General features: G+C 57.8%; 34 protein-coding genes and 2 tRNA genes. 20 read left to right on the top strand and 16 right to left on the bottom strand.

Features of this window, described 5'->3' with window-relative positions; all coding sequences use genetic code 11:
• Positions 1 to 248 precede the first annotated feature (248 nt).
• The 3 genes from EO133_RS09675 to pyc all read left to right on the top strand — a co-directional run bounded on the left by EO133_RS09675 (position 249) and on the right by pyc (position 5,311).
• A complete protein-coding gene (locus EO133_RS09675) occupies positions 249 to 1,211 on the top strand; it encodes a glycine betaine ABC transporter substrate-binding protein (RefSeq protein WP_164734962.1) in 963 nt (320 codons plus the stop codon).
• 96 nt (positions 1,212 to 1,307) lie between these two features.
• Positions 1,308 to 1,730, top strand: coding sequence for a protein tyrosine phosphatase family protein (locus tag EO133_RS09680; protein WP_127072451.1), 423 nt, complete (start codon positions 1,308 to 1,310; stop codon positions 1,728 to 1,730).
• Between the two features lie 140 nt (positions 1,731 to 1,870).
• The gene (gene pyc / locus EO133_RS09685; RefSeq protein ID WP_127072452.1) at positions 1,871 to 5,311 is read left to right on the top strand and encodes a pyruvate carboxylase; all 3,441 of its coding nucleotides are present in this window, start codon (positions 1,871 to 1,873) and stop codon (positions 5,309 to 5,311) included.
• 113 nt (positions 5,312 to 5,424) lie between these two features.
• Here pyc and EO133_RS09690 read toward each other — a convergent pair whose 3' ends face one another.
• Together EO133_RS09690 and EO133_RS09695 are read right to left on the bottom strand one after the other, a co-directional pair.
• Entirely contained in the window at positions 5,425 to 5,583 is a 159-nt protein-coding gene (locus EO133_RS09690; protein WP_127072453.1) for a DUF3309 family protein, read from the bottom strand.
• Positions 5,584 to 5,659: 76 nt separating this feature from the next.
• Positions 5,660 to 5,905: a YkvA family protein gene (locus EO133_RS09695; protein ID WP_244640543.1), complete on the bottom strand. Its 246-nt coding sequence runs from the start codon at positions 5,903 to 5,905 to the stop codon at positions 5,660 to 5,662.
• Between the two features lie 167 nt (positions 5,906 to 6,072).
• Between EO133_RS09695 and ispG the strand changes: the two genes are divergently transcribed.
• Positions 6,073 to 7,314 carry a flavodoxin-dependent (E)-4-hydroxy-3-methylbut-2-enyl-diphosphate synthase gene (gene ispG / locus EO133_RS09700; RefSeq protein WP_127072455.1) on the top strand — a complete coding sequence of 414 codons (1,242 nt, stop codon included), beginning with the start codon at positions 6,073 to 6,075 and terminating at the stop codon, positions 7,312 to 7,314.
• Positions 7,314 to 7,724: an NUDIX hydrolase gene (locus EO133_RS09705; RefSeq protein WP_127072456.1), complete on the top strand. Its 411-nt coding sequence runs from the start codon at positions 7,314 to 7,316 to the stop codon at positions 7,722 to 7,724. The genes ispG and EO133_RS09705 overlap by 1 nt, the downstream gene beginning before the upstream one ends.
• On the opposite strand, the gene EO133_RS09710 is transcribed toward EO133_RS09705, so the two are convergent.
• Together EO133_RS09710 and EO133_RS09715 are read right to left on the bottom strand one after the other, a co-directional pair.
• Positions 7,697 to 8,251: a GNAT family N-acetyltransferase gene (locus EO133_RS09710; RefSeq protein WP_127072457.1), complete on the bottom strand. Its 555-nt coding sequence runs from the start codon at positions 8,249 to 8,251 to the stop codon at positions 7,697 to 7,699. The genes EO133_RS09705 and EO133_RS09710 overlap by 28 nt on opposite strands.
• Positions 8,252 to 9,136 (bottom strand): polyprenyl synthetase family protein, encoded by an 885-nt coding sequence (locus EO133_RS09715; RefSeq protein ID WP_127072458.1) that lies wholly within the window; start codon positions 9,134 to 9,136, stop codon positions 8,252 to 8,254.
• 137 nt (positions 9,137 to 9,273) lie between these two features.
• On the opposite strand from EO133_RS09715, the gene EO133_RS09720 reads away from it, so the two are divergent.
• Positions 9,274 to 9,936: a biosynthetic peptidoglycan transglycosylase gene (locus tag EO133_RS09720; protein WP_371870873.1), complete on the top strand. Its 663-nt coding sequence runs from the start codon at positions 9,274 to 9,276 to the stop codon at positions 9,934 to 9,936.
• Between the two features lie 165 nt (positions 9,937 to 10,101).
• On the opposite strand, the gene EO133_RS09725 is transcribed toward EO133_RS09720, so the two are convergent.
• Entirely contained in the window at positions 10,102 to 11,202 is a 1,101-nt protein-coding gene (locus tag EO133_RS09725; RefSeq protein ID WP_127072459.1) for a DUF418 domain-containing protein, read from the bottom strand.
• A gap of 77 nt (positions 11,203 to 11,279) precedes the next feature.
• On the opposite strand from EO133_RS09725, the gene EO133_RS09730 reads away from it, so the two are divergent.
• Entirely contained in the window at positions 11,280 to 11,849 is a 570-nt protein-coding gene (locus EO133_RS09730; RefSeq protein WP_127072460.1) for a TetR/AcrR family transcriptional regulator, read from the top strand.
• A gap of 159 nt (positions 11,850 to 12,008) precedes the next feature.
• The gene (locus EO133_RS09735) at positions 12,009 to 12,239 is read left to right on the top strand and encodes a helix-turn-helix domain-containing protein (RefSeq protein ID WP_280516071.1); all 231 of its coding nucleotides are present in this window, start codon (positions 12,009 to 12,011) and stop codon (positions 12,237 to 12,239) included.
• Between the two features lie 57 nt (positions 12,240 to 12,296).
• On the opposite strand, the gene EO133_RS09740 is transcribed toward EO133_RS09735, so the two are convergent.
• A tRNA-Ser gene (locus EO133_RS09740) sits at positions 12,297 to 12,386 on the bottom strand.
• 134 nt (positions 12,387 to 12,520) lie between these two features.
• Here EO133_RS09740 and EO133_RS09745 point away from each other — a divergent pair.
• From EO133_RS09745 to fumC, 4 genes are all read left to right on the top strand, one after another.
• Complete coding sequence (locus tag EO133_RS09745) at positions 12,521 to 12,967, top strand: gamma-glutamylcyclotransferase family protein (RefSeq protein ID WP_127072462.1); 447 nt, start codon at positions 12,521 to 12,523, stop codon at positions 12,965 to 12,967.
• Between the two features lie 13 nt (positions 12,968 to 12,980).
• Positions 12,981 to 13,682 (top strand): MBL fold metallo-hydrolase, encoded by a 702-nt coding sequence (locus EO133_RS09750; RefSeq protein WP_127072463.1) that lies wholly within the window; start codon positions 12,981 to 12,983, stop codon positions 13,680 to 13,682.
• A gap of 163 nt (positions 13,683 to 13,845) precedes the next feature.
• Positions 13,846 to 14,028, top strand: coding sequence for a 50S ribosomal protein L32 (rpmF, locus tag EO133_RS09755; protein ID WP_127072464.1), 183 nt, complete (start codon positions 13,846 to 13,848; stop codon positions 14,026 to 14,028).
• Positions 14,029 to 14,165: 137 nt separating this feature from the next.
• On the top strand, positions 14,166 to 15,560 hold the full coding sequence (fumC, locus tag EO133_RS09760; protein ID WP_127072465.1) for a class II fumarate hydratase: 1,395 nt from the start codon (positions 14,166 to 14,168) through the stop codon (positions 15,558 to 15,560).
• Positions 15,561 to 15,639: 79 nt separating this feature from the next.
• Here fumC and EO133_RS09765 read toward each other — a convergent pair whose 3' ends face one another.
• Complete coding sequence (locus tag EO133_RS09765) at positions 15,640 to 15,903, bottom strand: hypothetical protein (protein WP_127072466.1); 264 nt, start codon at positions 15,901 to 15,903, stop codon at positions 15,640 to 15,642.
• A 266-nt stretch (positions 15,904 to 16,169) separates the two neighbouring features.
• Between EO133_RS09765 and EO133_RS09770 the strand changes: the two genes are divergently transcribed.
• Together EO133_RS09770 and EO133_RS09775 are read left to right on the top strand one after the other, a co-directional pair.
• Positions 16,170 to 16,673: a CAP domain-containing protein gene (locus EO133_RS09770; RefSeq protein WP_164734963.1), complete on the top strand. Its 504-nt coding sequence runs from the start codon at positions 16,170 to 16,172 to the stop codon at positions 16,671 to 16,673.
• A 51-nt stretch (positions 16,674 to 16,724) separates the two neighbouring features.
• Positions 16,725 to 16,964: a sulfurtransferase TusA family protein gene (locus EO133_RS09775; protein WP_127072468.1), complete on the top strand. Its 240-nt coding sequence runs from the start codon at positions 16,725 to 16,727 to the stop codon at positions 16,962 to 16,964.
• Here the strand turns inward: EO133_RS09775 and EO133_RS09780 are convergent.
• Positions 16,961 to 18,142, bottom strand: coding sequence for a D-alanyl-D-alanine carboxypeptidase family protein (locus tag EO133_RS09780; protein ID WP_127072469.1), 1,182 nt, complete (start codon positions 18,140 to 18,142; stop codon positions 16,961 to 16,963). The genes EO133_RS09775 and EO133_RS09780 overlap by 4 nt on opposite strands.
• A gap of 191 nt (positions 18,143 to 18,333) precedes the next feature.
• Between EO133_RS09780 and EO133_RS09785 the strand changes: the two genes are divergently transcribed.
• Both EO133_RS09785 and EO133_RS09790 read left to right on the top strand, forming a co-directional pair.
• On the top strand, positions 18,334 to 18,900 hold the full coding sequence (locus tag EO133_RS09785) for a DJ-1/PfpI family protein (protein WP_164734964.1): 567 nt from the start codon (positions 18,334 to 18,336) through the stop codon (positions 18,898 to 18,900).
• Positions 18,901 to 18,975: 75 nt separating this feature from the next.
• On the top strand, positions 18,976 to 19,392 hold the full coding sequence (locus EO133_RS09790) for a winged helix-turn-helix transcriptional regulator (protein ID WP_127072471.1): 417 nt from the start codon (positions 18,976 to 18,978) through the stop codon (positions 19,390 to 19,392).
• An 8-nt stretch (positions 19,393 to 19,400) separates the two neighbouring features.
• On the opposite strand, the gene queF is transcribed toward EO133_RS09790, so the two are convergent.
• From queF to EO133_RS09815, 5 genes are all read right to left on the bottom strand, one after another.
• A complete protein-coding gene (queF, locus tag EO133_RS09795; RefSeq protein ID WP_127072472.1) occupies positions 19,401 to 19,871 on the bottom strand; it encodes a preQ(1) synthase in 471 nt (156 codons plus the stop codon).
• Between the two features lie 23 nt (positions 19,872 to 19,894).
• Complete coding sequence (gene queE / locus EO133_RS09800) at positions 19,895 to 20,635, bottom strand: 7-carboxy-7-deazaguanine synthase QueE (protein WP_127072473.1); 741 nt, start codon at positions 20,633 to 20,635, stop codon at positions 19,895 to 19,897.
• Positions 20,632 to 20,988 carry a 6-carboxytetrahydropterin synthase QueD gene (queD, locus tag EO133_RS09805; protein WP_127072474.1) on the bottom strand — a complete coding sequence of 119 codons (357 nt, stop codon included), beginning with the start codon at positions 20,986 to 20,988 and terminating at the stop codon, positions 20,632 to 20,634. Before queD ends, queE begins: the two co-directional genes overlap by 4 nt.
• Positions 20,988 to 21,686 carry a 7-cyano-7-deazaguanine synthase QueC gene (gene queC / locus EO133_RS09810; protein ID WP_127072475.1) on the bottom strand — a complete coding sequence of 233 codons (699 nt, stop codon included), beginning with the start codon at positions 21,684 to 21,686 and terminating at the stop codon, positions 20,988 to 20,990. Before queC ends, queD begins: the two co-directional genes overlap by 1 nt.
• A gap of 260 nt (positions 21,687 to 21,946) precedes the next feature.
• Positions 21,947 to 22,033 (bottom strand) — tRNA-Leu (locus EO133_RS09815).
• A 230-nt stretch (positions 22,034 to 22,263) separates the two neighbouring features.
• Between EO133_RS09815 and EO133_RS09820 the strand changes: the two genes are divergently transcribed.
• Positions 22,264 to 22,845, top strand: a complete 582-nt coding sequence (locus EO133_RS09820; RefSeq protein ID WP_127072476.1) for a YqaA family protein — start codon at positions 22,264 to 22,266, stop codon at positions 22,843 to 22,845.
• 7 nt (positions 22,846 to 22,852) lie between these two features.
• Positions 22,853 to 23,371, top strand: a complete 519-nt coding sequence (locus EO133_RS09825) for a disulfide bond formation protein B (protein WP_127072477.1) — start codon at positions 22,853 to 22,855, stop codon at positions 23,369 to 23,371.
• A 6-nt stretch (positions 23,372 to 23,377) separates the two neighbouring features.
• Here the strand turns inward: EO133_RS09825 and EO133_RS09830 are convergent, their stop codons facing one another.
• The 3 genes from EO133_RS09830 to EO133_RS09840 form a co-directional block, all read right to left on the bottom strand.
• Positions 23,378 to 23,935 carry an HNH endonuclease gene (locus EO133_RS09830; protein WP_127072478.1) on the bottom strand — a complete coding sequence of 186 codons (558 nt, stop codon included), beginning with the start codon at positions 23,933 to 23,935 and terminating at the stop codon, positions 23,378 to 23,380.
• Between the two features lie 79 nt (positions 23,936 to 24,014).
• Positions 24,015 to 24,686, bottom strand: coding sequence for an alpha/beta hydrolase (locus tag EO133_RS09835; RefSeq protein WP_127072479.1), 672 nt, complete (start codon positions 24,684 to 24,686; stop codon positions 24,015 to 24,017).
• Between the two features lie 15 nt (positions 24,687 to 24,701).
• On the bottom strand, positions 24,702 to 25,361 hold the full coding sequence (locus EO133_RS09840) for a DNA-3-methyladenine glycosylase family protein (RefSeq protein ID WP_127072480.1): 660 nt from the start codon (positions 25,359 to 25,361) through the stop codon (positions 24,702 to 24,704).
• A 47-nt stretch (positions 25,362 to 25,408) separates the two neighbouring features.
• Here EO133_RS09840 and gluQRS point away from each other — a divergent pair, with 47 nt between their 5' ends.
• Together gluQRS and EO133_RS09850 are read left to right on the top strand one after the other, a co-directional pair.
• Entirely contained in the window at positions 25,409 to 26,269 is an 861-nt protein-coding gene (gene gluQRS, locus EO133_RS09845) for a tRNA glutamyl-Q(34) synthetase GluQRS (protein ID WP_127072481.1), read from the top strand.
• 170 nt (positions 26,270 to 26,439) lie between these two features.
• Positions 26,440 to 26,637, top strand: coding sequence for a twin transmembrane helix small protein (locus tag EO133_RS09850; protein ID WP_127072482.1), 198 nt, complete (start codon positions 26,440 to 26,442; stop codon positions 26,635 to 26,637).
• Positions 26,638 to 26,642: the final 5 nt, after the last annotated feature.

Genomic DNA, 26,642 nt, shown 5'->3' on the forward strand with positions numbered 1-26,642 from the left:
TCGTGCAATAGGAACGGGGACCACTCGCTGGAACCCCTCCAGCACGCAACATGACACATTTTTTCGTCTCGAGTCATCAGATTTCGACCAGATTTTTAGCGCAGTGTCAGTTGCTTAACCGGTGCGCATTTGCCAGTTTGCCGGATCATGACGGGCCTGGAGAGGTGATTTCGATGCCGCGCGGCTTTCTGCCTTGGTTTTTGGGAATGGGTTTGGCGTTTTGCGCAACCGGGGGAGCCTTGGCGCAGATGCAGGTTCTTGAGCCGATGCAATCGTTCGAGGAGGTGAGTGTCGAGGCTGACAAGCCGGTTAATGTCTGCGCGCCGGACGAGTTTACCATTGCCCAGATGGCCTGGCCTTCCGCCGCCATTCTCGCCAATATCCATGCCATTATCCTGACCGAGCATTTCGATTGCCCGACCCGGCTGGTAACTGGCGACCCTTCGGGCACCATTTCTTCCATGACAACAACCGGGCGGCCCGCAGTCGCACCGGAGCTTTGGGTGTCCCGGGTACCCGACTTGTGGAACGGTGCGCTGCGCGCGCAGAGCGTGCGGGCTGCAGGCCCCGTCTTTTCCGAGCAGAATCTCGAGGGCTGGTTTATTCCCTCTTATGTGCGTGACAACCATCCTGGGCTCGTTGCGGCAGAAGATCTTGACGACTATTGGCGGGTCTTTGCGCCTGAAGGCGGGGAGCGGGGGGTACTGGTTTCCTGTCCGCCCGATTGGGCCTGCGCGCTTTTGAACCGCAATTTACTTACTGGCTATGGAATCGACAATCGGTTCGAGGTCACCGAGCCAGCAGATCGGTTTACGCTCGATCGCATGATCGCCGATGCGGCCAGCCAGAGGGCGCCTATTCTCGTTTATTACTGGCAGCCAAACGGGCTTATCGATCGGTTCGATCTTATCGCGCTCGATATGGGGCCGTTCGATCACGGCAACGCGCAATGCATTGCTCTGGCCAATTGTGTGCCCTTCGGGCCTTCCTCATTTGCCGCCGATACGGTTGTCATCGGACTGGCGGAATGGGTCTTTGCCGATGCGCCGCAAATCGCGGGTTATTTCGCCAGAGCGGTCTTTCCACTTGATGAAATGAACCGGCTTTTGGCTTTGCAGGCGGAAAACGATTGGGATGCGGAACAGGCCGCGCGCCATTTCGTGGATTCGCATGAGGGGATTTGGCGCGAATGGGTTGGGCAGGCGCAATAGAAGCGATTATGGGCCCAATTTTCACGCGCCGAGTTGCCCAACGGACCAAGTGATGCGTATAAGAGCGCAAATGATGCTCAGGCGGGAGAAGCGTTCTTGGAAATCAAGAAGATCAACGACAAGGTGAGTGTGGCTGGTCAGATTCAGCCCGAAGATGTAGCGCAGATCAAGGCTGCCGGCTTTGTCGCCATCGTTAACAATCGTCCCGATGGAGAAGCGCCAGATCAACCCGATGGCGCACAGATTGCGCAAGCCGCGCAAGAGGCGGGGTTGCGCTATTTCGAAATACCGATGGGCCGGGAAGGGGTAAGCACGCATATGGTGGCGGCCACCCGTGACATTATCGATGAGAGCGAGGGGCCGGTTTTGTGCTATTGCCGCTCGGGCACGCGTTCGACAACCCTATGGGCCCTGTCCCAGGCAGGCACGATGCAAGCCGGCGAGATCATTTCCGCCGCAGCCAAGGCCGGTTACGACATGAGCCATCTTGCCGGGCATCTGGACAAGCCACTGGATTAACGCATAGCACGTCTGCACGCGGGCCGCTCGACGCGGGTTGCCTGCTGGCCGTAAGATTTCTCATAGTAATGTCATCGCTTCGGCAGGAGGGTGCGGAAAGTTTTTTTTCGCGCGGCCGGGCGCAAACATAGGGTGGGTCTATGACGATCAAGAAAATCCTTGTCGCCAATCGCAGCGAAATTGCAATTCGTGTTTTTCGTGCAGCCAATGAACTAGGACTGAAAACCGTCGCGGTCTTTGCCGAGGAAGACAGGCTTGCGCTGCACAGGTTCAAGGCTGACGAGGCCTATCTGATCGGGCAGGGCAAGGGGCCGGTCGAGGCCTACCTTCAGATCGATGAGTATATCCGCGTTGCCCGGATTTCGGGTGCCGACGCGATCCATCCCGGTTATGGCCTTTTGTCGGAAAGCCCGGAATTTGCCGATGCCTGTGCCGATGCAGGGATCGTTTTCATCGGCCCGCGGGCGCAGACCATGCGCGATCTTGGCAACAAGGTTGCGGCGCGCAACATGGCGATCAAGGCCGGGGTGCCTGTGGTGCCGGCGACCGAACCGCTTCCCGACGATCTCAATGAGGTCGAAAAGATGGCGGAAGCGATCGGTTATCCGCTGATGCTCAAGGCGAGCTGGGGCGGGGGCGGACGCGGCATGCGCCGGATCAATTCGTCAAAGGAACTGCGCCACGAGGTGTCCGAAGGCAAGCGCGAGGCCAAGGCCGCTTTCGGCAAGGACGAGATGTATCTCGAAAAGCTTGTCGAAAAGGCCCGGCATGTCGAGGTTCAATTGCTTGGCGACGACCACGGTAATCTGGTCCATCTTTTTGAGCGCGATTGTTCGGTGCAGCGGCGCAACCAGAAGGTGGTCGAGCGCGCACCCGCGCCCTATCTCAATGAGAACACCCGCAAGGCACTGACTGAGGCCGCGCTGAAGCTGGGCAATGAAGCCAATTACCGCTGTGCGGGCACCGTCGAGTTCCTGATGGATGCCGAGACCGATGAATTCTATTTCATCGAGGTCAATCCCCGCATCCAGGTCGAGCATACGGTCACCGAGGAGGTGACGGGTATCGATATTGTCAAGGCGCAGATCCGGGTGATGGATGGAGCGGTGATCGGAACGCCGGAATCGGGCGTGCCGGTACAAGAGAACATCCGGCTCAACGGCCATGCGCTGCAATGCCGGGTGACGACCGAAGATCCGGAAGAAAATTTCATCCCCGATTATGGCCGGATCACTGCCTATCGCGGCGCGACCGGTTTCGGGGTCAGGCTCGACGGCGGGACCGCCTATTCTGGAGCGGTCATCACCCGTTATTACGATCCTCTGCTCGAGAAGGTGACGACCTGGGCGCCCACGCCCGAGGAGACGATCGCGCGCATGGATCGTGCGCTCCGCGAATTCCGCATCCGCGGGGTTTCGACCAATCTGGCGTTTTTGGAAAATATCATTTCGCACCCCGCGTTTCGCAACAACACCTATACGACGCGGTTCATCGATACGACGCCCGAGTTGTTCGATATTCCCAAGCGTAAGGACCGGGCGACCAAGCTTTTGACCTATATCGCCGACGTGACCGTCAACGGGCATCCGGAAGTGCGTGACCGGCCCAGGCCGCCTGCCCATGCGGCAGCGCCCGTTGTGCCCGATTATCCGCCGCTCGCGGTGATCGAGGGCAGCAGGCAGGTGCTCGACCGGGAAGGGCCCAAGGGGCTTGCCGACTGGATGAAGGCGCAGAACCGGGTGCTGTTTACCGATACGACCATGCGTGACGGGCACCAAAGCCTGCTCGCAACGCGTATGCGCACCTATGACATCGCTGCCATCGCAAAGGCCTATGGTCGGGGTCTGCCCAATCTGTTTTCGCTTGAATGCTGGGGCGGGGCGACGTTCGACGTCGCCATGCGGTTCTTGAATGAAGACCCTTGGGACCGGCTCAGGAAGGTGCGTGAGGAAGCGCCCAACATCCTGACACAGATGCTTTTGCGCGGGGCGAATGGGGTCGGTTACACCAACTATCCCGACAATGTGGTCAAGTTCTTCGTTCACAAGGCCGCTGAAGGCGGGGTGGATGTTTTCCGCGTGTTCGATTGTCTCAACTGGGTTGAGAACATGCGCGTGGCCATGGATGCGGTCAACGCGGCTGGCAAGGTCTGTGAAGGCGTCGTCTGTTATACCGGCGATATGCTCGACCCCAACCGGGCCAAGTACGATCTCAAATATTATGTGGCGCTGGCAAAGGAACTTGAGGCCGCCGGCGCGCATGTGCTGGGCATCAAGGACATGGCCGGGCTGATGAAGCCTGCGGCGGCGCGCAAGTTGATTTCGACCCTCAAGCAAGAGATCGGGTTGCCGATCCATTTCCATACCCACGATACTTCTGGCGCCGCTGCCGCGACGGTTCTGGCGGCGTGCGAGGTCGGTGTCGATGCGGTCGATGCGGCGATGGACGCATTTTCAGGCACGACCAGCCAGCCGACACTCGGATCGCTCGTCGCCGCTCTGGCCGGCACCGAACGCGACCCCCAACTGGACGCGAAGGTGATCCGGGAAATCTCATTTTATTGGGAGGCGGTGCGCACCCAGTACCGGGCCTTTGAATCCGATCTCAAGGGCGGTGCTTCAGAAGTCTATCTCCATGAAATGCCCGGCGGGCAGTTCACCAATCTCAAGGAGCAAGCCCGCTCGATGGGGCTGGAAACCCGTTGGCACGAGGTTGCGCAAACCTATGCCGACGTCAATCAGATGTTCGGCGATATCGTCAAGGTCACGCCAAGCTCCAAGGTGGTGGGTGACATGGCGCTGGCCATGGTCTCATCGGGGCTGACGCGGGCCGATGTCGAGAACCCGGATAAGGAGATATCGTTCCCAGATTCGGTCGTTGGGTTCTTTGCTGGCGATCTGGGCCAGCCGCCGGGAGGCTTTCCTGCAAAGCTGCAAAAGAAAGTCCTCAAGGGCAAAGCGTCGATGACCGAGCGGCCAGGTGCGTATCTCAAGGCTGCCGATCTCGATGCCGAGCGCAACAAGGCCGAGGAGGCCGCGGGCTTTGTGCTGGATGATTACCGTTTTGCCTCGTACCTGATGTATCCCAAGGTTTTTGCCGAGTTCGCCAAGGCGCAGGACATGTATGGGCCGACCGAGGTGCTGCCCACGCCGGTCTATTTTTACGGTCTCAATCCTGCTGACGAAATTCTTGTCGATCTGGAAAAAGGCAAGACCATCGTCGTTCAATATCTGGGGCGCTCCGAGACCGACGAAAAAGGGCGCGTCAAGGTGTTCTTCGACCTCAATGGCCAGCCCCGCACCGTATCGGTGCCCGACAGACTCAAGGCAGGTGAGGTTCTGGTTCGGCCAAAGGCCGCCCCTGGCGATGCCAAGCAGATCGGTGCGCCCATGCCCGGCGTGATTTCAACCCTGGCCGTGCAGGCGGGACAAAAAATCACGGCTGGCGATGTTTTGCTCTCAATCGAAGCCATGAAAATGGAGACGGCCATTCACGCGGAAGCCGATGGGGTTGTCGCTGAGGTGCTGGTCAAACCGGGCGATCAGATCGATGCGAAAGATCTGCTGGTGCGGATGGAATAGGCCGATCGCATAGCGAAGATAAAGGAAAGGCCCGCTCGGTGCTTGAGCGGGCCTTTTGCATTTCAGGAGCAATTTGTCGGATCATAGAGTTTTCACTCTTTGATGGATGCGCGTTATATCCGTCCCATTAGCATCAAGATCAAAATGATAATCAGGATGACGCCCAAAATTCCGGTCGGGCCATAGCCCCAGGCACGGGAATAGCCCCAAGTGGGCAATGCGCCGATCAAAAGTAAAATCAGAACAATCAGTAAAATTGTTGAAAGTGCCATTTTGAGAAACCCTCACAGTGTCTTACTTCGTTAAAATACTTGTGAAGGCCAAAAGGTTCCCGTTTGAGTTGGCCGACTAGATTCGTCGTGCCGTGCCATCGATTACCGGACCTTTAGCAGAGTGAGCGGCATCTTCGCGGGGCAGGCGCGACACAATCCAGGCTACGATCAGCGGTATGATGACGATATCGTCGAGCCAGCCCAAAATCGGGATGAAGTCGGGGATCAAATCCATCGGCCAGACAAGATAGAGCGCAGCGCCGATTGCCGCGATCTTGAGATACAGAGGGGTGGTTGGGATCCAGAAAGCACGCCAAAGCACTACTATTTCCTTGCGGAACCGCAGGAAGCGAGGCAGCAAAAGGGAAGCAAATCGTCTGATCATGGGGATTAGATGGGTGTCGTGTCGCCGCATTCAAGGGGCGATGCGTTGCACTGGCATTCCGTTGGGCTTATGTGTGGCACACGAAAGCGGAAGGTGAGTTTGCAATGGCCGGTCCAGCGCAGCGCAAAGCTACGGTCGGGGTCAATGTCGGCGGCGTTACGGTCGGCGGCGGTGCGCCGGTTGTTGTGCAGTCGATGACCAATACCGATACTGCCGATATCGACGCGACGGTGCGGCAGGTCGCAGCCCTGGCGCGGGCCGGTTCTGAGATCGTGCGCATTACCGTGGACAGGGATGAAGCGGCAGCGGCCGTGCCCCATATTCGCGACCGGTTGATGGTCTTGGGTGTCGATGTGCCGTTGGTGGGCGATTTCCACTATATCGGGCACAAACTTCTGGCCGATCATCCGGCCTGTGCCGAGGCGCTGGCCAAATACCGGATCAATCCGGGCAATGTCGGTTTCAAGGACAAGCGCGACAAGCAGTTCTCGCAAATGATCGAGATTGCGCTCAAACACGACAAGCCGGTGCGTATCGGGGTCAATTGGGGATCGCTGGATCAGGAGTTGCTGACCGCACTGATGGACGAAAACGCAGGCCGCGCCGAACCCTGGAGCGCGGCGCATGTGCAGCGCGAGGCAATCATCCGTTCAGGCATTCTTTCGGCCAGGCGCGCAGAAGAATTGGGCATGGGGCGGGACAAGATCATTCTGTCCACCAAGGTTTCCGACGTTCAGCAACTGATTTCAGTTTATCAGGATCTTGCCGCGCGCTGCGATTATGCGCTGCATCTTGGGCTGACCGAAGCAGGGATGGGCTCAAAGGGCATCGTGGCGTCCTCAGCGGCGATGGGCATTCTGCTTCAGCAGGGCATTGGCGACACGATCCGCATTTCATTGACCCCCGAGCCGGGCGGGGATCGGACGCTGGAAGTCAAAGTGGCGCAAGAACTTTTGCAGACCATGGGTTTCCGGCAGTTCGTTCCGGTGGTGGCAGCATGTCCGGGCTGCGGGCGCACGACGTCAACGACCTTCCAGACGCTGGCCAAGGACATCCAGGATCACCTGTCGTCCTCAATGCCTGAATGGCGCGAGAAATATCCTGGCGTTGAAGCCATGAGCGTTGCGGTGATGGGCTGTATCGTTAATGGGCCGGGAGAGAGCAAACATGCCGATATCGGCATTTCGCTGCCCGGTACAGGCGAGGCGCCATCGGCGCCGGTGTTTATCGAGGGGGAAAAAGTGGCAACGCTCAAAGGTGCCGATGTGGCCGACCAGTTCAAGAAGATGGTTGCGGACTATATCGAGAACAGGTTCGGGCGCGGCAAGGCAAGCGCTGCGGAGTGATGCTGGTCGGAAAGGTTTGCCCTGTTGTCCTGCGTGCCGATGACGACATATCGCACCTGCTCGTTTTCCGGCATCCGCGTGCTGGCGTACAATTGGTCAAAGGGACAATCGAGGCGGGCGAGTTAGTCACGGCAGCCGCACTGCGCGAATTGCACGAGGAAGCGGGCATAGCTGCGGTTCAGGCCGTACGAGTTCTCGGCACAAGTACAGCCATTGCGGCCGGACAGCACTGGCATTTTGTAATCGTACACGCGGACAACCTACCCGAGCGTTGGATACACAGATGCGCAGATGACGGTGGACATGATTTCGCTTTTTTCTGGCATCGGCTGGATGCAGAGCCAGACAGGGATTGGCACCCGATCTTTTTAGCGGCGCTGCACTATGTGCGCGATGCGCTGCGCCGATAGACCGGCGTATCACCACCCATATATTGCGCCGTCTGCCAGTAGCTGTAGCCGAGTTTTTCTGCAACGCGGATCGAGCCTGGATTGTCTGGATGGAAGATGCAGAAGGTCGATACACCCGTTATGTTTTCATCGGCCCATTGAACTGCCGCGCGCGCCGCTTCGGTCGCATAGCCTTTTCCGTGATGGTCCGGGGAGAGCACCCAGCCGATTTCAGGCATGCCGGAAACGGACGGTTCCATATCGCGCATAAGCGCGCCAAAACCCACATCGCCGACAAAGGCGTCATTGTGTTTTTCTTCGACGACCCAATAGCCAAATCCATAGGCGGCCCAATGGCCGATATAGCGCAGGAGGCGAATCTGGGATTCCATTTCCGTCGAGGGCTTGCCGGTTATCAATTGCACAACCTTCGGATCGGCCCAGAGCGCGTGGACGGCGGCAAAGTCCCCGGCCCTATGGCCGCGCAAACGGAGGCGTTCGGTCTCCAGCGTGGGGACGGGAGGTAGATGAACGGGCAGATCGAACATTCAGTTTTCTCGCGTTGCGAAGTGGCGGATAAGAGCCCGCAACATATCGGCTTCAGTACCAAATTGTTCAAGTGCCTGAAGGCCTTGAGCCACGGCGCCATTGAGAATTTCGCGCGCCGCATCGATACCGCGCAGCGCAACGATCGTTGATTTGTTCTGGGCGGCATCCTTGCCCGCCGTCTTGCCCAATTGAGCGCTTGATGCCGTTACGTCCAGAATGTCGTCGGCAATCTGAAACGCAAGGCCGGCTGAAACGCCGTAACGGAGCAATTCGGCGCGTTGCTTGTGGTCGGCCTGTCCTAAGATTGCGCCCATCTCAGCGCCGGTGCGGATCAGCGCGCCGGTCTTGAGCGCCTGCATCTTGAAAATGGCTTCCTCGTCGAGCGCAGCGGTTTCACCTTCGATGTCGAGCACTTGCCCTTCGACCATCTGGCGCGCGCCGAGCGAAAGCGCAGCCACAAGTTCCGCGCGAATGGCGGGGTCGGGATGGGTTTGCGGATCGGACAGGAGTGCAAAGGCTTCCGTCAGCAATGCGTCGCCCGCAAGGATCGCCAGCGCCGGATCGAAGGCTTTCCAGACCGTAGGCTTGCCGCGTCGCATTTCGTCGTTGTCCATATCAGGCAGATCGTCATGGACCAGCGAATAGCAATGCACAAGCTCAAGCGCGGCGCCGGTTGCCAGACTTTTTTCAGGTGCAACGCCGAAAAGCGCGGCGCTTTGCCGAACCAGAAGGGGGCGAAGGCGTTTGCCCCCGTTCAGACTGCCGTGCCGCATGGCAGACACGAGCCTGTGGGGGGCGGCAAGACCGGCCAGCCTTGACGCAAGAAATGTTTCGGTCTGTTGCGCGTAATCGGCAATGGCTTGGGAAAGAAGCGATTGGGTCATAAGACGTTTGCTAAAAGGTTCGCTGGCGTTCTACAAGCGCGCTTTGGGCACAAAGGCAAGAGAATTTAGTGCAAGGGAATGGCGTGGCACGGGGCGGACGCAGCAGAAAAGGCAGATGGCTATGGATCAAGCTACCCTTGATCTTTCTCGTTTTTGTCGTTGCCCTACCATTGGTTCTGGTGCCGGTTTATTGGGTGGTGCCGCCGGTTTCAACGCTGATGCTGGGACGTTACGTCACTGGCCAGCCCGTAACGCGCACCTGGCGCGATATCGATGAGATTTCCGATAGGCTGAAGACGGCCGTCATCCTTTCTGAAGACGGGCAGTTCTGTCGCCATAATGGTGTGGATTGGGGCGCATTCCGCGCTGAATTTCAGAATTGGCGTCAGGGTGAGACGGCGCGCGGCGCGTCCACCATTACCATGCAGGTCGCCCGCAATCTGTTCTTAAACAATTCCCGCTCAATCGTGCGCAAGGGGCTCGAAGTACCACTTGCGCTCTATATCGATCTGGTTCTGCCCAAGCAGCGCATATTTGAAATCTATCTCAATATTGCCGAGTGGGGGCCCGAAGGCACGTTCGGCATTGAGGCGGGTGCCCAACGGGCCTTTGGCACAAGTGCTGAAAGTTTCACATGGGAGCGAGCGAGTCTGCTTGCCGTGACCTTGCCCAATCCACATGTGCGCAATCCGGCAAGCCCCACGCCGGGATTGCGTAGGGTGGCCAGTATCGTGCAGGCGCGTGCCCAGCAGTTTTCGTCACACGCAGGCTGCGTTTTCGATCGGCCCGCACAATTGTAGAAAGGTTACAAGGATCTTGCGCAGCCGCATTCACGATTGAACCGATTTTCAGTTCACTGGTTGGTATGTATGGCGGGCCGAAGACGGCCAAGCCGGGAAATTACATCTACGCCATAACCCTGCAAATTTGAGGTGCGAGTTTTGCGCATTGAGGTTACTGACCTTTCATCCATAGGTCACGCGCCGCAAGATCAACTCCAGCGGCCCGTGGCCGAACCGCCGGGCAAAGGCGGCGACCAGCGTCATGGACGCAAGCGCCACGGCCAGCGAGACCGGCAGCAGCGCCATCTGTCCGAGGTTGCCGTACATGCCCAGCCCGTAGCCGCCAAGGATCAGACCCGCCAGCGCCCCCTGCGACACATAGCAGCTCAGCGAATTGCGCCCGGCCAGCGCTGCCCAATCGGGAAGCCGGATGGCTTGGGAGGCGTGCAGGATCAGACCCAGATAAGCCGCCGAGAGGATCGGCCCGCCCAGGGCCAGAAAGCAAATGCCCAGCAGGTTGAAAACAGGATCGATCTCGCCCGACAGACTGCCCAGCACGTAGGCCCCGTTCAACAACAGACCCAACCCCAACAGCATCGGCACCTTGCGCTTCAGTTGTGCCGCACCTGGATTGCCCGTCTTAAAGAACCCTGACCGTGCCGCTGCCATGCCTACCAGAAAGGCCGCCAGCGCCAGGGGGCCCTGAAACAGCAGCAGAAAGGCGAAGGTTCCGGGCCAGTCACGCCAACGGGTCAGAACGGTCTCGGCGAAATTGCCGCCAAGGGTCGGCCCGGCAGAGGACAAAGGAAGCTCTGAAAGCACGATGGCGAGCAGCGCCAGACACAGCATCGCAACCGGCACCAATCCCGCCGCGATGATCATCAGATTGCGGCTCGATGCCCCCTTTAGCGCCCATGCCACAAGACCGAGCAGCGCGTACAGCAGTAGGATGTCGCCGGTAAAAACCAGCAATGCATGCAATGCGCCAAACAGCGCCAGAATCATCAGGCGCCGCGAAAACCGCCGCGTAAAGGATGCTCCCGCCCGCCGCGCCGACAGAGTCTGGATTTCCATCCCCCAGCCGAAGATGAAGGAGAACAGCAGGAAGAATTTGGCCTGAAACAGCCCCTCCACGAACAGAACCGCCACCCGGTCCAGCCCGGAGGCGGGCAGGTTCAGCATCGCCTCGGGCGGCAGCGCCATGAAGGGCAGGTTGACCACGGCGATGCCGATCAGGGCGACGGTGCGCACCATATCGACGGTCTGGTTGCGATCAGGTTGCATTCGGGTATTCTCCAGTCTTGAGCGATGGCTCAAACATGTATATTGAGCAATTGCTCAATACGTCAACAGGAACACCCATGACCACCACGAGCAAGCGGGACCGAATCCTTGAGGCGACCGTTGCCCTGCTTATCGAGCAGGGCCTGTTGACCGTTCAGACACGTGCTGTGACCGAACGGGCGGGCGTGGGCACGGGCCTGCTGAACCACTATTTCCGCTGGCCTGATCTACGTGCGACCGCCTGGGCCGCGATTTTCGCCGGCGTTGCGGATACCATGCGGCGCGATGGGGAAACGCCGCCCGAGGCGATGCGCCGCTTTTTCACCGAAAGCTTTGCGCCAGAGGCACGCCCTTTCTGGCGGCTGTGGATCGAGGCAGAGGGCCTTGCCCTGCAAGACCCAGCCATAGCCGAGGCGGTGACATCGGCCCGCAGCCAGTTGCGCGATGTGCTGACCGAAATCCTGACCGAAGGCGTTTCCCGCGCCGATTGGGCGCTGGACGCGCCGCGCGCCACGGCCCTGCGGCTGGAGGCCATGCGCGACGGGTTGGTGGGCCTGCTGCTGGGCGCTGATGCCGACCTCAGCGAAGGCAAGGCCGAAGCCCACCTGCGCGACCTCTTCCGGCGCGAAACAGGGCAAGAATGGTAATAGGCGGGCCGCGCTTACGCCGTCTTTTGCAGGGCAAACCCGATGCGGTTGCCATAGTCGCCCTTTTGGCTGACGATCTGCTATTTCGATCTGCTATTTCGATCTGGGGCGGGTTGCCTGCCCTGGGCGCACCTGGGCGGTTTCGGGTGACCGCTGTCCGTGCTGGCGGAGGAGGCCGGCTTGAGCGAACGCATGGTGGCGCGGCTATTGAAGGCGGAAGCCGACCTGTCCTTTGGTGCGTGGCGGCAGCAAGTGCGGTTTCAATCGGCGCAGGACCTGCCGTCGGGTGGCCAAAGTGTAAGCGAAGCCGCCTTTGCGGTCGGCTATCAGGCCGTGTCGTCCTTTATCGATACAAAAAAGAACTCGGTCGGACGCCGTCACAAGCAATGAAAAACGTGCGGTGGATCGACGGCACATAGGCTATTGGATGCGGTAATGGCCGGTGTATGGCGGAGAGGGAGGGATTCGAACCCTCGGAACGCTTGCGCGCTCAACGGTTTTCGAGACCGCCCCGTTCGACCACTCCGGCACCTCTCCGTCTTGAAGTGCAATTTACCGGCCAGGTGGCTGGCAAATTGGCGGGTCGTTTGGTGCGCGCGTTATGGCACAGGCTTTTATCCGTCGCAACACCTAGTTTGTCCGATCCGCGCGCGCCTGATAAACTTTGTTAAATGACAGACCATAATGCGGAAATGCTGTTTGTTTATGGCACCCTGCGCGATCGCGAGGTGCTCCAGAGCGTGCTTGGTCACAGTCTCGACAGTCTGTCTCTGGTTGCAGCCACAGCATTAGGGTATCGGACCGTTTATTATCCCGGACAGCTTTATCCGGCACTGATTTTGGCGGACGAGGACGTTGCCAGCGGAATCGTTATCACAGGGTTAAGCCAGTCCGATATGGAGCGGCTCGATGCCTATGAAGGTGATGAATACCAGAAAGGCCAATTGCGCGTCGTTGCAAATGGCTTATCGTTTGATGCTCTGGCCTATCTGCCTGCGCAAGTCATAGATCCGGCAGCGCCGTGCTGGACTTTTGAAGTATGGGTTGAAAAGGATCGCGCGCGGTGGATCGTTGAGGAACCAGCGCTGGGTACACCCGTTGAACAGGCGCCAACATAAAGGGAGAGGAACGATGTTTGATCGCGATACAATCGAAACCGCCAAGGGCCCGCTGGTCATAATCCCCATTCATCATGCAACGGTTGTCTTTGAATGGGATAGCAAGATGATCTATTGCGATCCGGTGGGGCGCGCCGATCGCTACAAGCTGCTCGACGCACCCAACCTGATCGTTCTGACCCATCATCACCAGGATCATATGGATGTCGAAACCATCGATTCTCTTGTCGGCGAGGACACCAGACTGGTTGCGCCCAAGATCTGCTACGACCAATTGCCCAGCGATATCGCTGACAAGACGCAACTTATGGCTAACGGGGATCGGTTCGATGTTGGCGGGATCGAGATTCTGGCTACGCCTATGTACAACAGAACGCCCGAACGGCAGAAGTTCCATGAAAAGGGTGTGGGCAACGGCTATCTTTTCGACTTTGCCGGGACACGGGTGTACCTGGCGTCCGATACTGAACCGCTCGAGGAAATGGACGACCTGGCCCCAGTCGATGTCGCGTTCTTTCCGATGAACCTGCCTTACACCATGACGCCGGATCAGGTTGTGACCTGCATTGAAAAAACCAGGCCCAAAATCGTTTATCCATTCCATTACCGGTTTCCATTCGATGAGATCGGAACCGAGCCGCAGGCCTTGATCGATCTCATGGCAGGGCGCGATGGACCCGAGATCAGGGCAAGAAACTGGTACGGGGATGTCTAGGAAGCGTTTGTTGCGTTGCCTGAAACCAATTTGCTCTAGCCAAGGCGGGCGTGATCGGTTATAGAGCGCCTCGATCCGAACACTTGTGAACAGGTTTTCGCGTGACCGGCGCGGTGGTTATCAATTGCCCCCGATCATGCAGTCGCCAGATGGAGTAACGAAAATGGCAGTGCCCAAGCGAAAGACGACGCCGATGAAGCGCGGTTTCCGCCGTTCGGCTGACGCGCTCAAGAATGCGGCCTATGTCGAAGACAAGGATAGCGGCGAGTTGCGCCGTCCGCACCATATCGACCTCAAGACCGGCATGTATCGCGGCCGTCAGATTCTTGAGGCCAAGAACAGCTAAGTTCTTGGGTCATGCGCTTTAGACCAAAGCGTCATTGACGGGGCTTGCCCCAAAAGATTACGGCCAGTCCTTATTGATTTAAGGGCTGGCCTTTTATTTTGCCGCTGATCCAGCGACTGCTTTTTTGGAGGACCGTAATGAGCACGCGTATCGAAACCGATTCCATGGGTGAAATTTCCGTCCCCAGCGACAAATATTACGGAGCCCAGACCGCGCGTTCTCTGATGAATTTCGATATTGGCGGTGAAACGATGCCGATCGAAATCATCCATGCTTTCGGAATACTCAAAAAGGCTGCGGCCATCACCAATGCAAAGCTTGGATTGATGGATGAGGCGACCCGAGACCTGATCGTTGCTGCGGCGGACGAGGTCATCGCAGGCAAGCTTGACGACCATTTTCCACTTGTGGTCTGGCAGACCGGGTCGGGCACCCAGTCCAACATGAATGTCAACGAGGTGATCTCCAATCGCGCCATCGAGCTGGCCGGTGGCCCGATGGGCAGCAAGAAGCCGGTTCACCCCAACGATCATGTCAACATGAGCCAGAGCTCGAACGACACCTATCCGACCGCCATGCATATCGCCGCGGTAAAGATCGTTTGCGACAGACTGTTCCCAAGTGTTGAATTGCTACGCGACACGCTCAAAGCCAAATCCGAGGCGTTCATGGATGTGGTTAAGATCGGCCGCACCCATCTTCAGGATGCAACACCCCTGACCTTGGGGCAGGAAATTTCGGGCTGGGTAGCCCAGATCGACTACGGGCTCGATGCCATCGAAGCCACAATGGGTCAGCTGCGCGAACTTGCGCTGGGCGGAACGGCGGTGGGCACGGGGCTCAATACGCATCCCGACTATGCACGGATGGTCGCCGAAGAGATCGCTTCGCTGTCGGACACATATTTCGTCACTGCGCCCAACAAGTTTGCCGTTCTGGCCGGCCATGATGCTTTCGTGGGCGCTTCGGGGGCGCTCAAGCAGTTGGCCGCTGCATTGATGAAAATTGCCAACGACGTGCGCTGGCTGGCATCCGGGCCACGTTCGGGGCTTGGCGAGATCACGATTCCGGAAAACGAACCGGGCTCCTCGATCATGCCGGGCAAGGTCAATCCCACCCAGTCCGAAGCTATGACCATGGTCGTTGCCCAGGTGATGGGCAATGACGCAGCAATCGGTTTTGCAGCCAGCCAGGGCAATTTCGAGCTCAATGTGTTCAAGCCCGTCATTGCCTACAATTTCATTCAGTCGGTACGATTGCTGGCCGATGCGGCAAAGTCATTCAACGACAATTGCGCTGTCGGGTTGGAGCCGGATCGCAAGCGCATCAACGAACATCTCAACAATTCTCTGATGCTCGTGACCGCGCTTAACCGCAAGATCGGCTATGACAATGCGGCCAAGATCGCCAAGACCGCGCACAAGAATGGCACGACGCTGCGCGAAGAGGCCATTAATCTCGGGCTTTTGACAGGCGAAGAATTTGATGCCGAAGTGCGCCCTGAAAAAATGGTCGGCCCACTGTCAAAATAAGCCGGCATACTCACCAAAAAACAAAGGGCCGCATTGGATGCGGCCCTTTTTGTTTGTCCTTGTATGCCGGGTTGAACCGTCAGGCGTCCAGTGCCTTGCGATATCCCATCGGCACGCGTTTTACATCGAGCGTATCGGTGTTGCGGTAAGCTGAATCGGCCTGCGTGCCAGCGCTGCGCATGACAGGTTGCATCGGCGCAATCTCGCGATTGGCGAGAAGCTGAGTCAGAAATGCTGCGCCGGACCGCTCGCGGCCTGGCGCTGTTGCCGGGCGGACTGCGGAAAGCGCAATCGGCAGATTATGTACCGAAAAAGGACGCTTATTTGTGTTTTTGTCGCCCATCGCTTGTTTCCCTGTATCATTTCCGGACACTGTCTCAATATGGTACAGCTTTGGTCCGTTTCTGACTCAATCGTGGCAATTGGCGTGCCAATTGGCAACGATTTATTAACGATTTCCCCTTCGTAATGGGTTTTCTGTCAATCAGATATAGGCAGCGCGTTGCTGGATTTGGAGTTAACGCTAGGGTAATAAATGCGCCGCAATTTGGTACTGGTTTCCAAACTATAAATGACCTCCCTCCAATTGTTGTTCCCCGGATTGTTCTGATGCGTTCTGCCCAAATCTTTCACGCGCCTGTCTCATCGACTGTTCCTGCCGTGTTTGCCCTTTCTATGGTATTGTTACTTTCCGGCTGCATGACGGGTATGGCTCCCTCGGGTGGTGGCGGGTTGGCTCCGGGTTTGACCGCGCGGATCGATAGCCCTTCGAGTCAGATGGATAGAGGCGCCGCGCTTTCGCTGGTCAACGCCTACCGCGCCACCCGTGGCACATCGGCGCTGCTGGCGGACCCGGCTCTTGATGCCCAGGCCGCGCAGGTGGCGTCGCAATATGCGCGCAGCGGAACGCCGCCATCTGTGCCGCAAGGTGCGCGCGCCATGCGTTTGAGCGCCGGTTATGAAACCTTTGCCGAGACTTTTTCCGGTTGGCGCAACAGTCCGGCGGACGCCGATGTGCTCGCGCTTTCAAGTGCCCGTCGCGCCGGACTGGCCGTGGTTTACGATCAGACCTCGGCCTATGGCACCCATTGGGTGCTTGTGCTTGGGGAATAGCGCGGGATAAAGACATGCGGGATCGCATTCTTACCGCGTGAGAAAACGCTCATGAAGATTGACGCGCGCGGCCTCAAATGCCCCCTGCCTGTTTTGAAACTGGAAAAGGCAGTCGCGGGGCTCGAGGCTGGCTCAAACCTGACTCTTTTAGCCACCGATCCGGTTGCTCGGATCGATGTCCTGCATTTCTGCAATCAGAACGGCCATGCCGCAACGCTTCTTGAACGTGACGGGGCGACGGAGTTCTCCATTGTCGTGGGCGATGCTGGCGGAAAAACTGAGGTGGTTTAAGGCCTCGGCCGTGGCGTCGGAACACTTGCGCCGCTGGGCAATGCGAGCGTCGTGCCCGAAAAGCTGGCGTCACCGGCCGGCCCGTCAGGCAGGAGCGTGATTGAACTACCGGATGTGTCGGCAACTGCCGGCATCCAACCTGGACGCGGGCGGGGCAGCGGTACATCACGAACGCGGCCCAGGGTCGCCATGCGGTGCGTGGGCGGAGTGATCTCGTCATTGAGATAGCTCACTTGCCCTTCCAGACCGGCCGGAAATTCTTCCATCCGGGCCTGGCGATAACTCTCGGCTTGTGCGCCGCAGATCTGTGGGCGCATATCGACCGGAGCCAATCCGAGCTGGTTGGTCATCTGCACGATTGTCTGGCCGGTGCCGCGGTAGCCGCCTGAAAAGCCCGAATGGAGCAATTGGGCGGTTAGTTCACCGCGTTCGCGGCCCGAATTGGCGCCAAGAGTGACGACCATCAGATGCCGGCCATTGCGGTTAGCGGTGGCCACGACATTGAGGCCGGACGCACAGACATAGCCGGTCTTCATGCCATCGGTCCCGGCGAAGCGGGTCAAAAGGATATTGTTGGTTTCCGAGCGCGACTGGCCATGCTCAACCGTCTGGGTGGCAAACATGCGGTCATATTGGGGGAAGCGTGCGCGGATGGTCAGTGCGAGCACGGCCATATCGCGCGCGGTTGTAAATTGCGCGGGGTCATGCAGCCCGTGCGGATTTGTGAAATTGGTGCCGGTCATGCCCAGCATCTGCGCGCGCTGGTTCATCATGGCAACAAAGGTCGCTTCATCCCCACCAATGGTCTCGGCAATTGCAACGGCAATATCATTGGCCGATTTGACGATCAGCAGGTAAAGCGCATCTTCAAGCGTTACGGCCGTATCGACAGGGAACCCCATTTTGGAGGGCGGCACCGATAGTGCATTTGCCGATGAAATGACCGGGGTGGAAAGGCCTGCCTGACCGGTTTCGATCGCCTCGAAAGCCAGCAGCGCGGTCATCAGCTTGGTCAGCGAGGCAGGATACCAAGGTACGGCAGCGTCATTTTCATAGAGCACCTCGCCGGTGCGCATGTCGACAAGCAATTGAGGAAGGGCGAGGGCCGTGCCCATGCTGGCGACAAATAGCGAAATTGCCAGGCACAGGGACGCAAAACCATTGCGAAGGGCGTTCACGGGGAGCCTACTCCGTTAAGCAAATCATAAGAGAATGACCAAGCCCGTCTCTTAACAGCCAGACTGTGGCAGAACAATGCCGCTGTCGCCCAAGGTTCATTGAAAAAGAAAATCACCATGCTGACATGCGATGTCACTATAACAGTGCAGATTTCGTGTTTGTTGAATTTGCGTCATGGAGAATCGCGAAAATGACAAAGCTTGCAATCGTTCTGGCGGACGGCTTTGCCGATTGGGAATGCGCGCTTGTGATGGCCTGGGGGCAAACCTATATGGGCATCGAAATTACCGTAGCGACCCCCGGTGGGCAGCCCGTAACATCGCTGGGCGGGCTGAAGGTGACGCCCGATATAGCGCTCGAGAATATCGGCCCGGAGGTATTGGGCGGACTTGTCATTTGCGGCGGTTCGATCTGGCAAAGCGCCCAGGCTCCCGATCTCGATGCCGTCGCAAAACGCTTCATGGAAGCAAACAAACTTGTTGCTGCGATTTGCGATGGTGTGTTGGGGCTGGCGCGAACCGGAGTTCTGAACGACAGGGCACATACGGGTGATGGCCTGGAAATTCTGGAGCGGGCGCCGGCATATAGCGGTGGGAGCCAGTTCAGAAAACAGCCCAAGGCGCTACGCGACGGCAATCTGATTACGGCCTCGGGATTGGCGCCGGTCAGTTTCATGTCAGAAGTGTTTATCGCGCTTGGTTATGGCGGGCCAGAGCTTGATCAATATGTCGGCATGCTGGGTGCGGAACACGTCTGACTTGCCTTGCAAGAGGTGGTAACAAAAGGGAAGAAGGTATAAGTTCAGAACCTGCTTCGTTCGAAGGGAAAAGATATGGCCGCGTCGACAGGTCGCCAAACGGCGATGCCCACATCCGAGCATGGCACCTGCCTTGCCATGAGCGATATTCTAAGCCGGATCGGTGACAAGTGGAGCGTAATGATTGTTGCGCAACTCGGGCAAGGTACGATGCGGTTTTCAGAACTGCGCCGTCAGACGGACGGCATTTCCCAGCGCATGCTGACCCTGACCTTACGCAATCTTGAGCGGGACGGATTGGTGACACGCACGGTTTATCCGGAAGTGCCGCCGCGCGTGGAATATGCTCTGACGCCCTTGGGCAAGACCCTTCTGGGGCCAATTTATGCGCTTTGGGACTGGGTCAGCGAACACCAGGACGATATTGCCGAGGCGCGTATGGCTTATGACGCGGGCCAGCAGGAGGAAGCTCCGCCTCGCAAGATTGCGTAAGCCGTTTCCTATCCGCGCCCACGATAATTTGGAACGCCCTGCTCGGGAATCCAGACGCCATTGGGTTCGGGGCCGGTCTGGTAAAAAACGTCGATCGGCATGCCGCCGCGCGGATACCAATAGCCGCCAATCCGCAACCATTGCGGTGCAAGCAGATCCACAAGCCGCTTGCCGATGGAGACCGTGCAATCCTCGTGAAAGGCGCCATGATTGCGAAATGCGCCCAGATAGAGCTTGAGCGACTTGCTTTCGACAAGCCAGCTTGCCGGTACATAATCGATCACCAGATGGGCGAAATCGGGCTGGCCGGTGATCGGGCAAAGCGATGTGAATTCGGGTGCAGTAAATCTCACGCAATAGGGGGTACCCTCCTGCGGATTGGGCACTTTTTCCAGCAGCGCATGTTCCGGGCTTTCCGGCAGGGTAGTCGCGCCGCCCAGTTGGGTGAGGTTGGCGTAGATGTCGCTATTATCGGACATGGAATTTCCTTTGGTCAGAAGAGTTAGACACCACGCTGGTTGCCCCAGATCAGCACATGAAGCTGAGGCAGGATATGCGGAGTGAACCATTGATCATGGACTGCTCTTTCAATCAGCCATCGCATGCGGTTCATGACGCCATCGATGTCGATTGGCGCGTCGGATGCTTCGGGAGGCGGGGGCGTGTGGTTGCCTGGCTGAAGATAAAGCGGGAGATGGGGATAGCGCCCGCCAACGTGCCGGGCATAGCGGTAGTCGGCCTCGTCGAAAATGACAATCTTGAGCGCGATTTGCGGACCGTCACCCGCTGCACTGAGGCAAGCATCAAGACCCGCCCAATCGGTTTCCATGCCGCTTGAAGGCGGTTTGGGGCTCAAGATAAGGTTATCGAGATCGGCAAACCAGTCGCGGGCAATCGAGCCCTGGGTTTCGAGCGCAAAGCGATAGCCCTCTGTCTTGCCGCGTGCGATCAGCGGCGCAAGCGGCTGGATGGCCGGATTGCCGCCGGAAAGCGATACCATCAGCGGGATGCGCCTCGAGAGTCGCTGTACCTCGCTCCAAATAGAAGCGGTCGTCATCGGTGTCCATTCCGCTCGAAATTCCGGGTCGACGGCGTGCATGCTGTCGCACCAGGAACAGCGATAGTCGCACCCGCCCGTGCGCACGAATACGGTCGGCAAGCCAATCAGGACGCCTTCGCCCTGGATCGTGGGGCCAAAGATTTCGGCCACGCGTATCCGCGCGTCGGATTGAAGCTCTGTCATGGCCGATACTGCGCCCAGGTCTTTGGTGTTTCGCTTACCCGTACGGCAGTGGTTTCAGGCAGGCGCTCACGGCACCATTCGAAAAAATGCCTGGCCAGCCATTCAGCAGTCACCGTGTCATGGCCGAGAACATCGTTGAGATGACGATGATCGAATGTGTCATCGATATAGCGTTTTAGAACAGCAAGGTCGTGATAGTCGCGCACGAAATTGTTCTCATCGAGTTCGGCGCTGCCAAGTTCGACTTCCACGATATAATTGTGCCCATGCAACCGCGCGCACGGATGGTCTGCTGGCAATCTGCAAAGCTGATGGGAAGCGGAGAAATGAAACTGCTTGGTGATCGTGAACATCAGCCGGCTCTCCGGGCAATTGCCTCACGCCAGAAGCTGTCATCTTCATAGATAGTGGGATCGGGAATACCTGCCAGATCGAAGGCCTCGCGCCGTTCCACGCAGGTGCCGCAACGCCCGCAGTGATGCGCGCCGCCCTTGTAGCACGACCAGGTTTGCGCGAAAGGGGTGTTATGGCGCGTCCCATCGGTAACGATATCAGCCTTCGAGACATTCACGTAGGGCGCAAGCAGCTTTACGTCGGCATAGCCTTCCATCGCCCGGTCCTGCATGGTCTGGAACGCATCGATGAAACCGGGACGGCAATCGGGATAAATGAAGTGGTCACCGCCATGGACGGCGGTGGCAACGGCGTCCGCCTTCTGAGCGGCAGCAATACCAAAGGCAATTGCCAGCATGATGGCATTGCGGTTGGGCACGACCGTGATCTTCATCGTGTCTTCGGCATAGTGGCCGTCGGGCACGTCGAGATTGTCGGTCAGCGCCGAGCCGGAAAGGCCGTTGCCCACGGCACGGATGTCGATGATCTGATGGCCGACAGCGAGCCGCTGCGCGCAGGCGGCAGCAAAGGTCAGTTCCTTTTGGTGGCGCTGTCCATAGTCGAACGAAATGAGTCCGGAAAGCGTGTGCTGGGCCGCCATCCTATGGGCGAGCGAAACCGAGTCCAATCCGCCTGAGCAGATGACGAGGCAGTTCATGATATTGGGTCCTTGTTTTTAACCGGGTAGGCTGCGACCGGAGATTGCTCTGCGCTCCGATTACCCCAAGGCGTCGCATTTGTGAATGGGCGCGCGCCAATTTGCCGCGGCAAGACGCGGTGCAGTGCATTCACAACCAGGGAGATGGTGCGGGTGAGCGGAGAAACCGCGAACCAGAACAAGACCGCGACTGCGGGACGGGCTTTCGCCCGCCCCCCGCGGAGCAATTGAGCGAAGCAAGAGTTGCGTGAACGAAAAGATGGTGCGGGCGGTCGGAATCGAACCGACACTCTGTTTCCAGAACCAGATTTTGAGTCTGGCGCGTCTACCAGTTCCGCCACGCCCGCGACGGTAAGGGGATGGTTCCACCCTTTGACAGAGGCGGACTATAGGAATTGCGTGGTGCTCGTCAATCGCTGATTGTGCGTCTTGCACCCTTTGACAAGGATTTTTAGCTATTTACCGATTTAGAAACCACGATCATTGCCTTAAAGAAGGCGTGATGAGACGCAAATAAGCCAAATCGGTACGCCGGGGTTCGGCGCCCGGGCTTTGGCATGGAAAAACCGGGGGTTTAATGCTGCGACGGCTTTATGAATGGGTTATGGCTCTGGCCGCTGGGCGGCAGGCCCCTTATGCACTGGCTGGCGTCAGCTTTGCGGAAAGCTCGTTTTTCCCAATCCCGCCCGATGTCATGCTGATTCCGATGGTCGTTGCCAATCGCAAGTCGGCCTGGCGCACCGCAACCATCTGTACTATCGCCTCGGTACTGGGAGGGCTGTTCGGGTATTTCATCGGAGCCTTCCTCTTTGAACCACTGGCGCGGCCCATTATCGAATTTTACCACTATGGCGAAGCCTTCGAGCGGCTGCAGCAATGGTTTGCCGATTACGGACTTTTGATCGTCTTTGCCGCAGGCTTTACACCAGTACCCTATAAGGTTTTTACCATCGCCTCTGGTTTTGCAGGGCTGGCGCTGCCGGTCTTTATCCTGGGATCGATCATTTCGCGCGGTGCGCGGTTTTTTATCGTTGCCGGACTCTTATATCTTTATGGCGAGCCGATCCGGGTCTTTATCGAAAAACGACTTGGATTGATGACCGTTATCTTCACAGTGCTTTTGATCGGTGGCTTCGTTGCCATCCGCTATCTGAGATAGGTGAACCATGGCCAACCCTGCGCCTCTGACCGTCGGACCCAATCGCAATCGCATCAACGCTGCGTTCACGCTCGGTCTATTTGCGATTTTGGGGGCCTTGGCCTTTGAACATATCGGCGGCCTATATCCATGCCCGCTCTGCCTTGAGCAGCGCTGGCCCTATTATGTGGGATTGCCGGCGCTGGCGCTTTTGATTTTCGGATGGGAAAAGCTCAACCAACATGTGCGTGTCGGCATATCCGTCGGGGTTGCGGGGCTTTTTGCCTGGGGCACATGGCTGGGTGTTTATCATTCCGGTGTTGAATGGGGTATTTTTGAGGGGCCCCAAAGCTGTGTCGGCATCGGTGACGTTGCTGTAAGCATGGATATGCTGGGGGACCTTGGCGGCGTGCGTATCATTCCGTGCGACGCGGTTCAGTTCGAGCTTTTCGGAATTTCGCTCGCAGGGTTCAATGCGATTGTTTCCGCGACAATCGTTGTGCTGCTTGTCATGAGCATCTGGGGGCAGGTCAGCCGCAAGGCATAAAGCAGCTTAAGGCTCGAGTTCGATATCCCAATAAAGATAGTCCAGCCAGCTATCGTGCAGATAGTTGGGGGGGAATGCCCTGCCATTGTTGTGCAGGTCGTGCACGGTCGGCTGAAAAGGGGTCTGCATGGGGATCATGCCAATTTCACGCGGCATACGATTGGCCTTGCGCAAATTGCACGGCGAACACGCCGCCACGACATTTTCCCATGTTGTCCGCCCACCCTTCGAGCGGGGGATAACGTGGTCAAAGGTCAAATCGTGCTTGGACCCGCAATATTGACATAAGAACTTGTCACGAAGGAAAACGTTAAAGCGGGTGAAGGCGGGGTATTTAGCGGGCTGAACGTAATCTTTGAGCGAAACGACGCTTGGCAGGCGCATTTCAAAGCTCGGACTTCGGACCACCGTGTCGTACTCGGAAACGATGTGAACCCGATCAAGGCATACAGCCTTGATCGCATCCTGCCAGTTCCACAAGGACAAGGGATAGTAGCTGAGCGGCCTGTAGTCGGCGTTCAGAACAAGAGTAGGACACGATTGCGGTGACACGTGAATTGTCACTTGCCCCTCCGGTCAATGGATCGAAGCGATTCCATGACCATATTCTATGCCCGATATGACAGCGCTGTGAAGAAAATTGTTATTCGGCACCATTTTGTGAAGCCGAATTCAACCGCAAAAGGAATTGTGTCGCCGCATCAAGGCCGTCCTGGGCGATGGTGTGACCTGCGCCTTGCGAGATATGCAGCTTCGCCTCGATTCCCAGATCGATCAGCGCCGGTACACCTGATTCGCTGCCGAGCACCGGCACAACTTCATCGGCATCGCCATGGATCATCAGGACGGGCGGCCTGGACTTGATCTCGCTTGCGAGCGTTTCCGGGCCAATCAGCATGCCTGAAAAGGCCACGATGCCCTTGAGCGGCGTTGGGAGCCGCAGGCCCGTATCGATTGCCATCATGGCGCCTTGGGAAAAGCCCACAAGGACGGTATCCGCAGGTCCGAGCCCTGTTTGTGCCCAGAGATTTTCGAGAAATTCATTTATGACCGGGCGGGCGGTCTGGCTGCCGGTGATCCGAGAGATTGCGCGATCAAGATCCAGCGCGAACCATTGATAGCCTGCCGGGTTCATGGTGCAGATTTCATGGGCATTGGGGGCCACGAAAAGCGTATCGGGCAGGGCACTGCGCCAATATTGTCCCAACGCGATCAGGTCATTGCCGTCCGAGCCATAGCCATGCAACAGCACAACAAGAGACTTTGCCGCGCCCGTGGCCGGGGGCAGCATGGGGCCGGAGAGTTTGGAGGGCATACAAGTTCCTTTTCGTTACAATGCGTCCCAGGCGTCGGAGTTCTTCATAGCGGAAAAATAGCGCCAGAACATCAATGCGGCGGCACCGCGATAGGGCGACCATTGTGCCGCATGCTCGATGAGGGTTTTGGTGCCGGGGCGTTCCTTGAGTGCAAAGGCGTGTTCGACCGCCTTTTGCAGCGCCAGATCACCAGCCGGGAAAATGTCCGGATGACCGGCGCAGAACAATAGATAGATTTCCGCCGTCCAGGGACCGACACCTTTGAGTCTTGTGAGACGTTCGATCGCCGGATCCGGCTCGGACGAATCGATGATGTCGAAGTCCAGTTCGCCGCTTTCAATAGCCATTGCAACACTGCGAATCGTCTCAAATTTGCTCCGCGAAAGCCCGGTTGCGCGTAAGGTGAGTTCATCAAAGCTCAAATATGCCGATGCGCTTGTTGCGCCGAGCGCTTCGACCCGTCCCCAGATGGCGCGGGCGCTGGCAACGGAAAGTTGCTGACCGCAAATGATGCGGGCCATGCCTTCAAAGCCCCTCGGGCTTATGCGCAATTGCACCTCTCCGGCGCGGGCCACGGCCATTGCAAGTCTTTCGTCAAGGCTGGCAAGTTTCGCCAGATGGGCAGCGAGAACCTGCGGGGTATGGAGCCTTGTTGGTGCGTCGGCCTGTGCCATGATAAGCCCTTTATCCGGTTTTTCTTTTTAGCGCGTGGCGAAAGCTCTTGGTCCCATCTCAGCCGATTTTCCGTTTTGCGCCAAGCCCGAACGGGCTTTTGCATCTGGGACACGCATATTCGGTGCTGTTCATGCAATATTGGGCCCGCAAAATGCAGGCCAAGATGCTGCTTCGGATCGAAGACATCGATACGCAAAGATGTCGACCCGAATTTGCCCAGGCAGCAATTGAGGACCTGGAATGGCTCGGTCTGGCTTTCGACGGTCCGGCTTTCTATCAATCCAGGCATTTTCCCGATTATGGCGCTGCTGCCGATGCCTTACGGAGCCAGGGGCTGCTCTATCCCTGCTTTTGTTCGCGCAAGGACATCAAGGGTGCAAGCACTGGAGCGGTCGATCCGGACGGAGCGCCGATCTATCCGGGCACCTGCCGCGATCTGTCCGCCGATCAACGGAAAAGGCGCCTGGCTGCGGGCGAGCCGGTACAATGGCGGCTCGATATGGCAAAGGCGGTTGCTGTCGCTGGCCCGATTGAAATCATGGAAACCATGCCGACGCCCGATCAGAGGGTGGAGATGCGCAATGCGGAGCCGGAGCGCTGGGGCGATGTGGTACTTGTGCGCAAGGACACACCAACCAGCTATCATCTGTCTGTGGTTGTCGATGACGCGCGACAGGGGATCACCCATGTCATTCGTGGCATGGATCTTTACAAATCGACAGATATTCATGTGCTTTTGCAATTTTTGCTCGGCCTGCCCTCACCATTTTATTGCCATCACAAGCTTGTCCGGGATGAAAGCGCCGAAAAGCTCTCAAAATCGGCCGGAGCAAGATCGCTCAAGGCCATGCGGCTGACTGGCATAACGCCTGACGATATACGACAGCGGCTTGATCTCATAAAATAAGGAACTTTGTCCCCCGGCAGGCAGTTGCGCGGTCTATATGGTATATAGCGCACTTGCCGCGTCAAATTGAGCCCTGACCCAAGACAGTCGGCTCGGCGTATAGGAGGGCAAAGGCGTACGCTGCATTTTGTCAATTGTGGCGGCGTGTAACCCAGACCGGGAATGTTAATATGGAAGCCCTTGCCAATATCGCCATTGTCCTTGCCATTGCCGCCGTTGCCATCATTCTTGGCATGGGGCTTTACAATATGTTCAAGGGCGGGTCTGGCAATACCAGCCAGAAACTCATGCGGGCCCGCGTCATCATGCAGGCCGTAGCCGTATTTCTGCTCATGGCTGCGCTATACTTTTTCGGTCCCCAACGCTAAAAAAT

Origin of the sequence: Pelagibacterium lentulum (assembly GCF_003992625.1) — a bacterium.
GTDB lineage: Bacteria > Pseudomonadota > Alphaproteobacteria > Rhizobiales > Devosiaceae > Pelagibacterium > Pelagibacterium lentulum.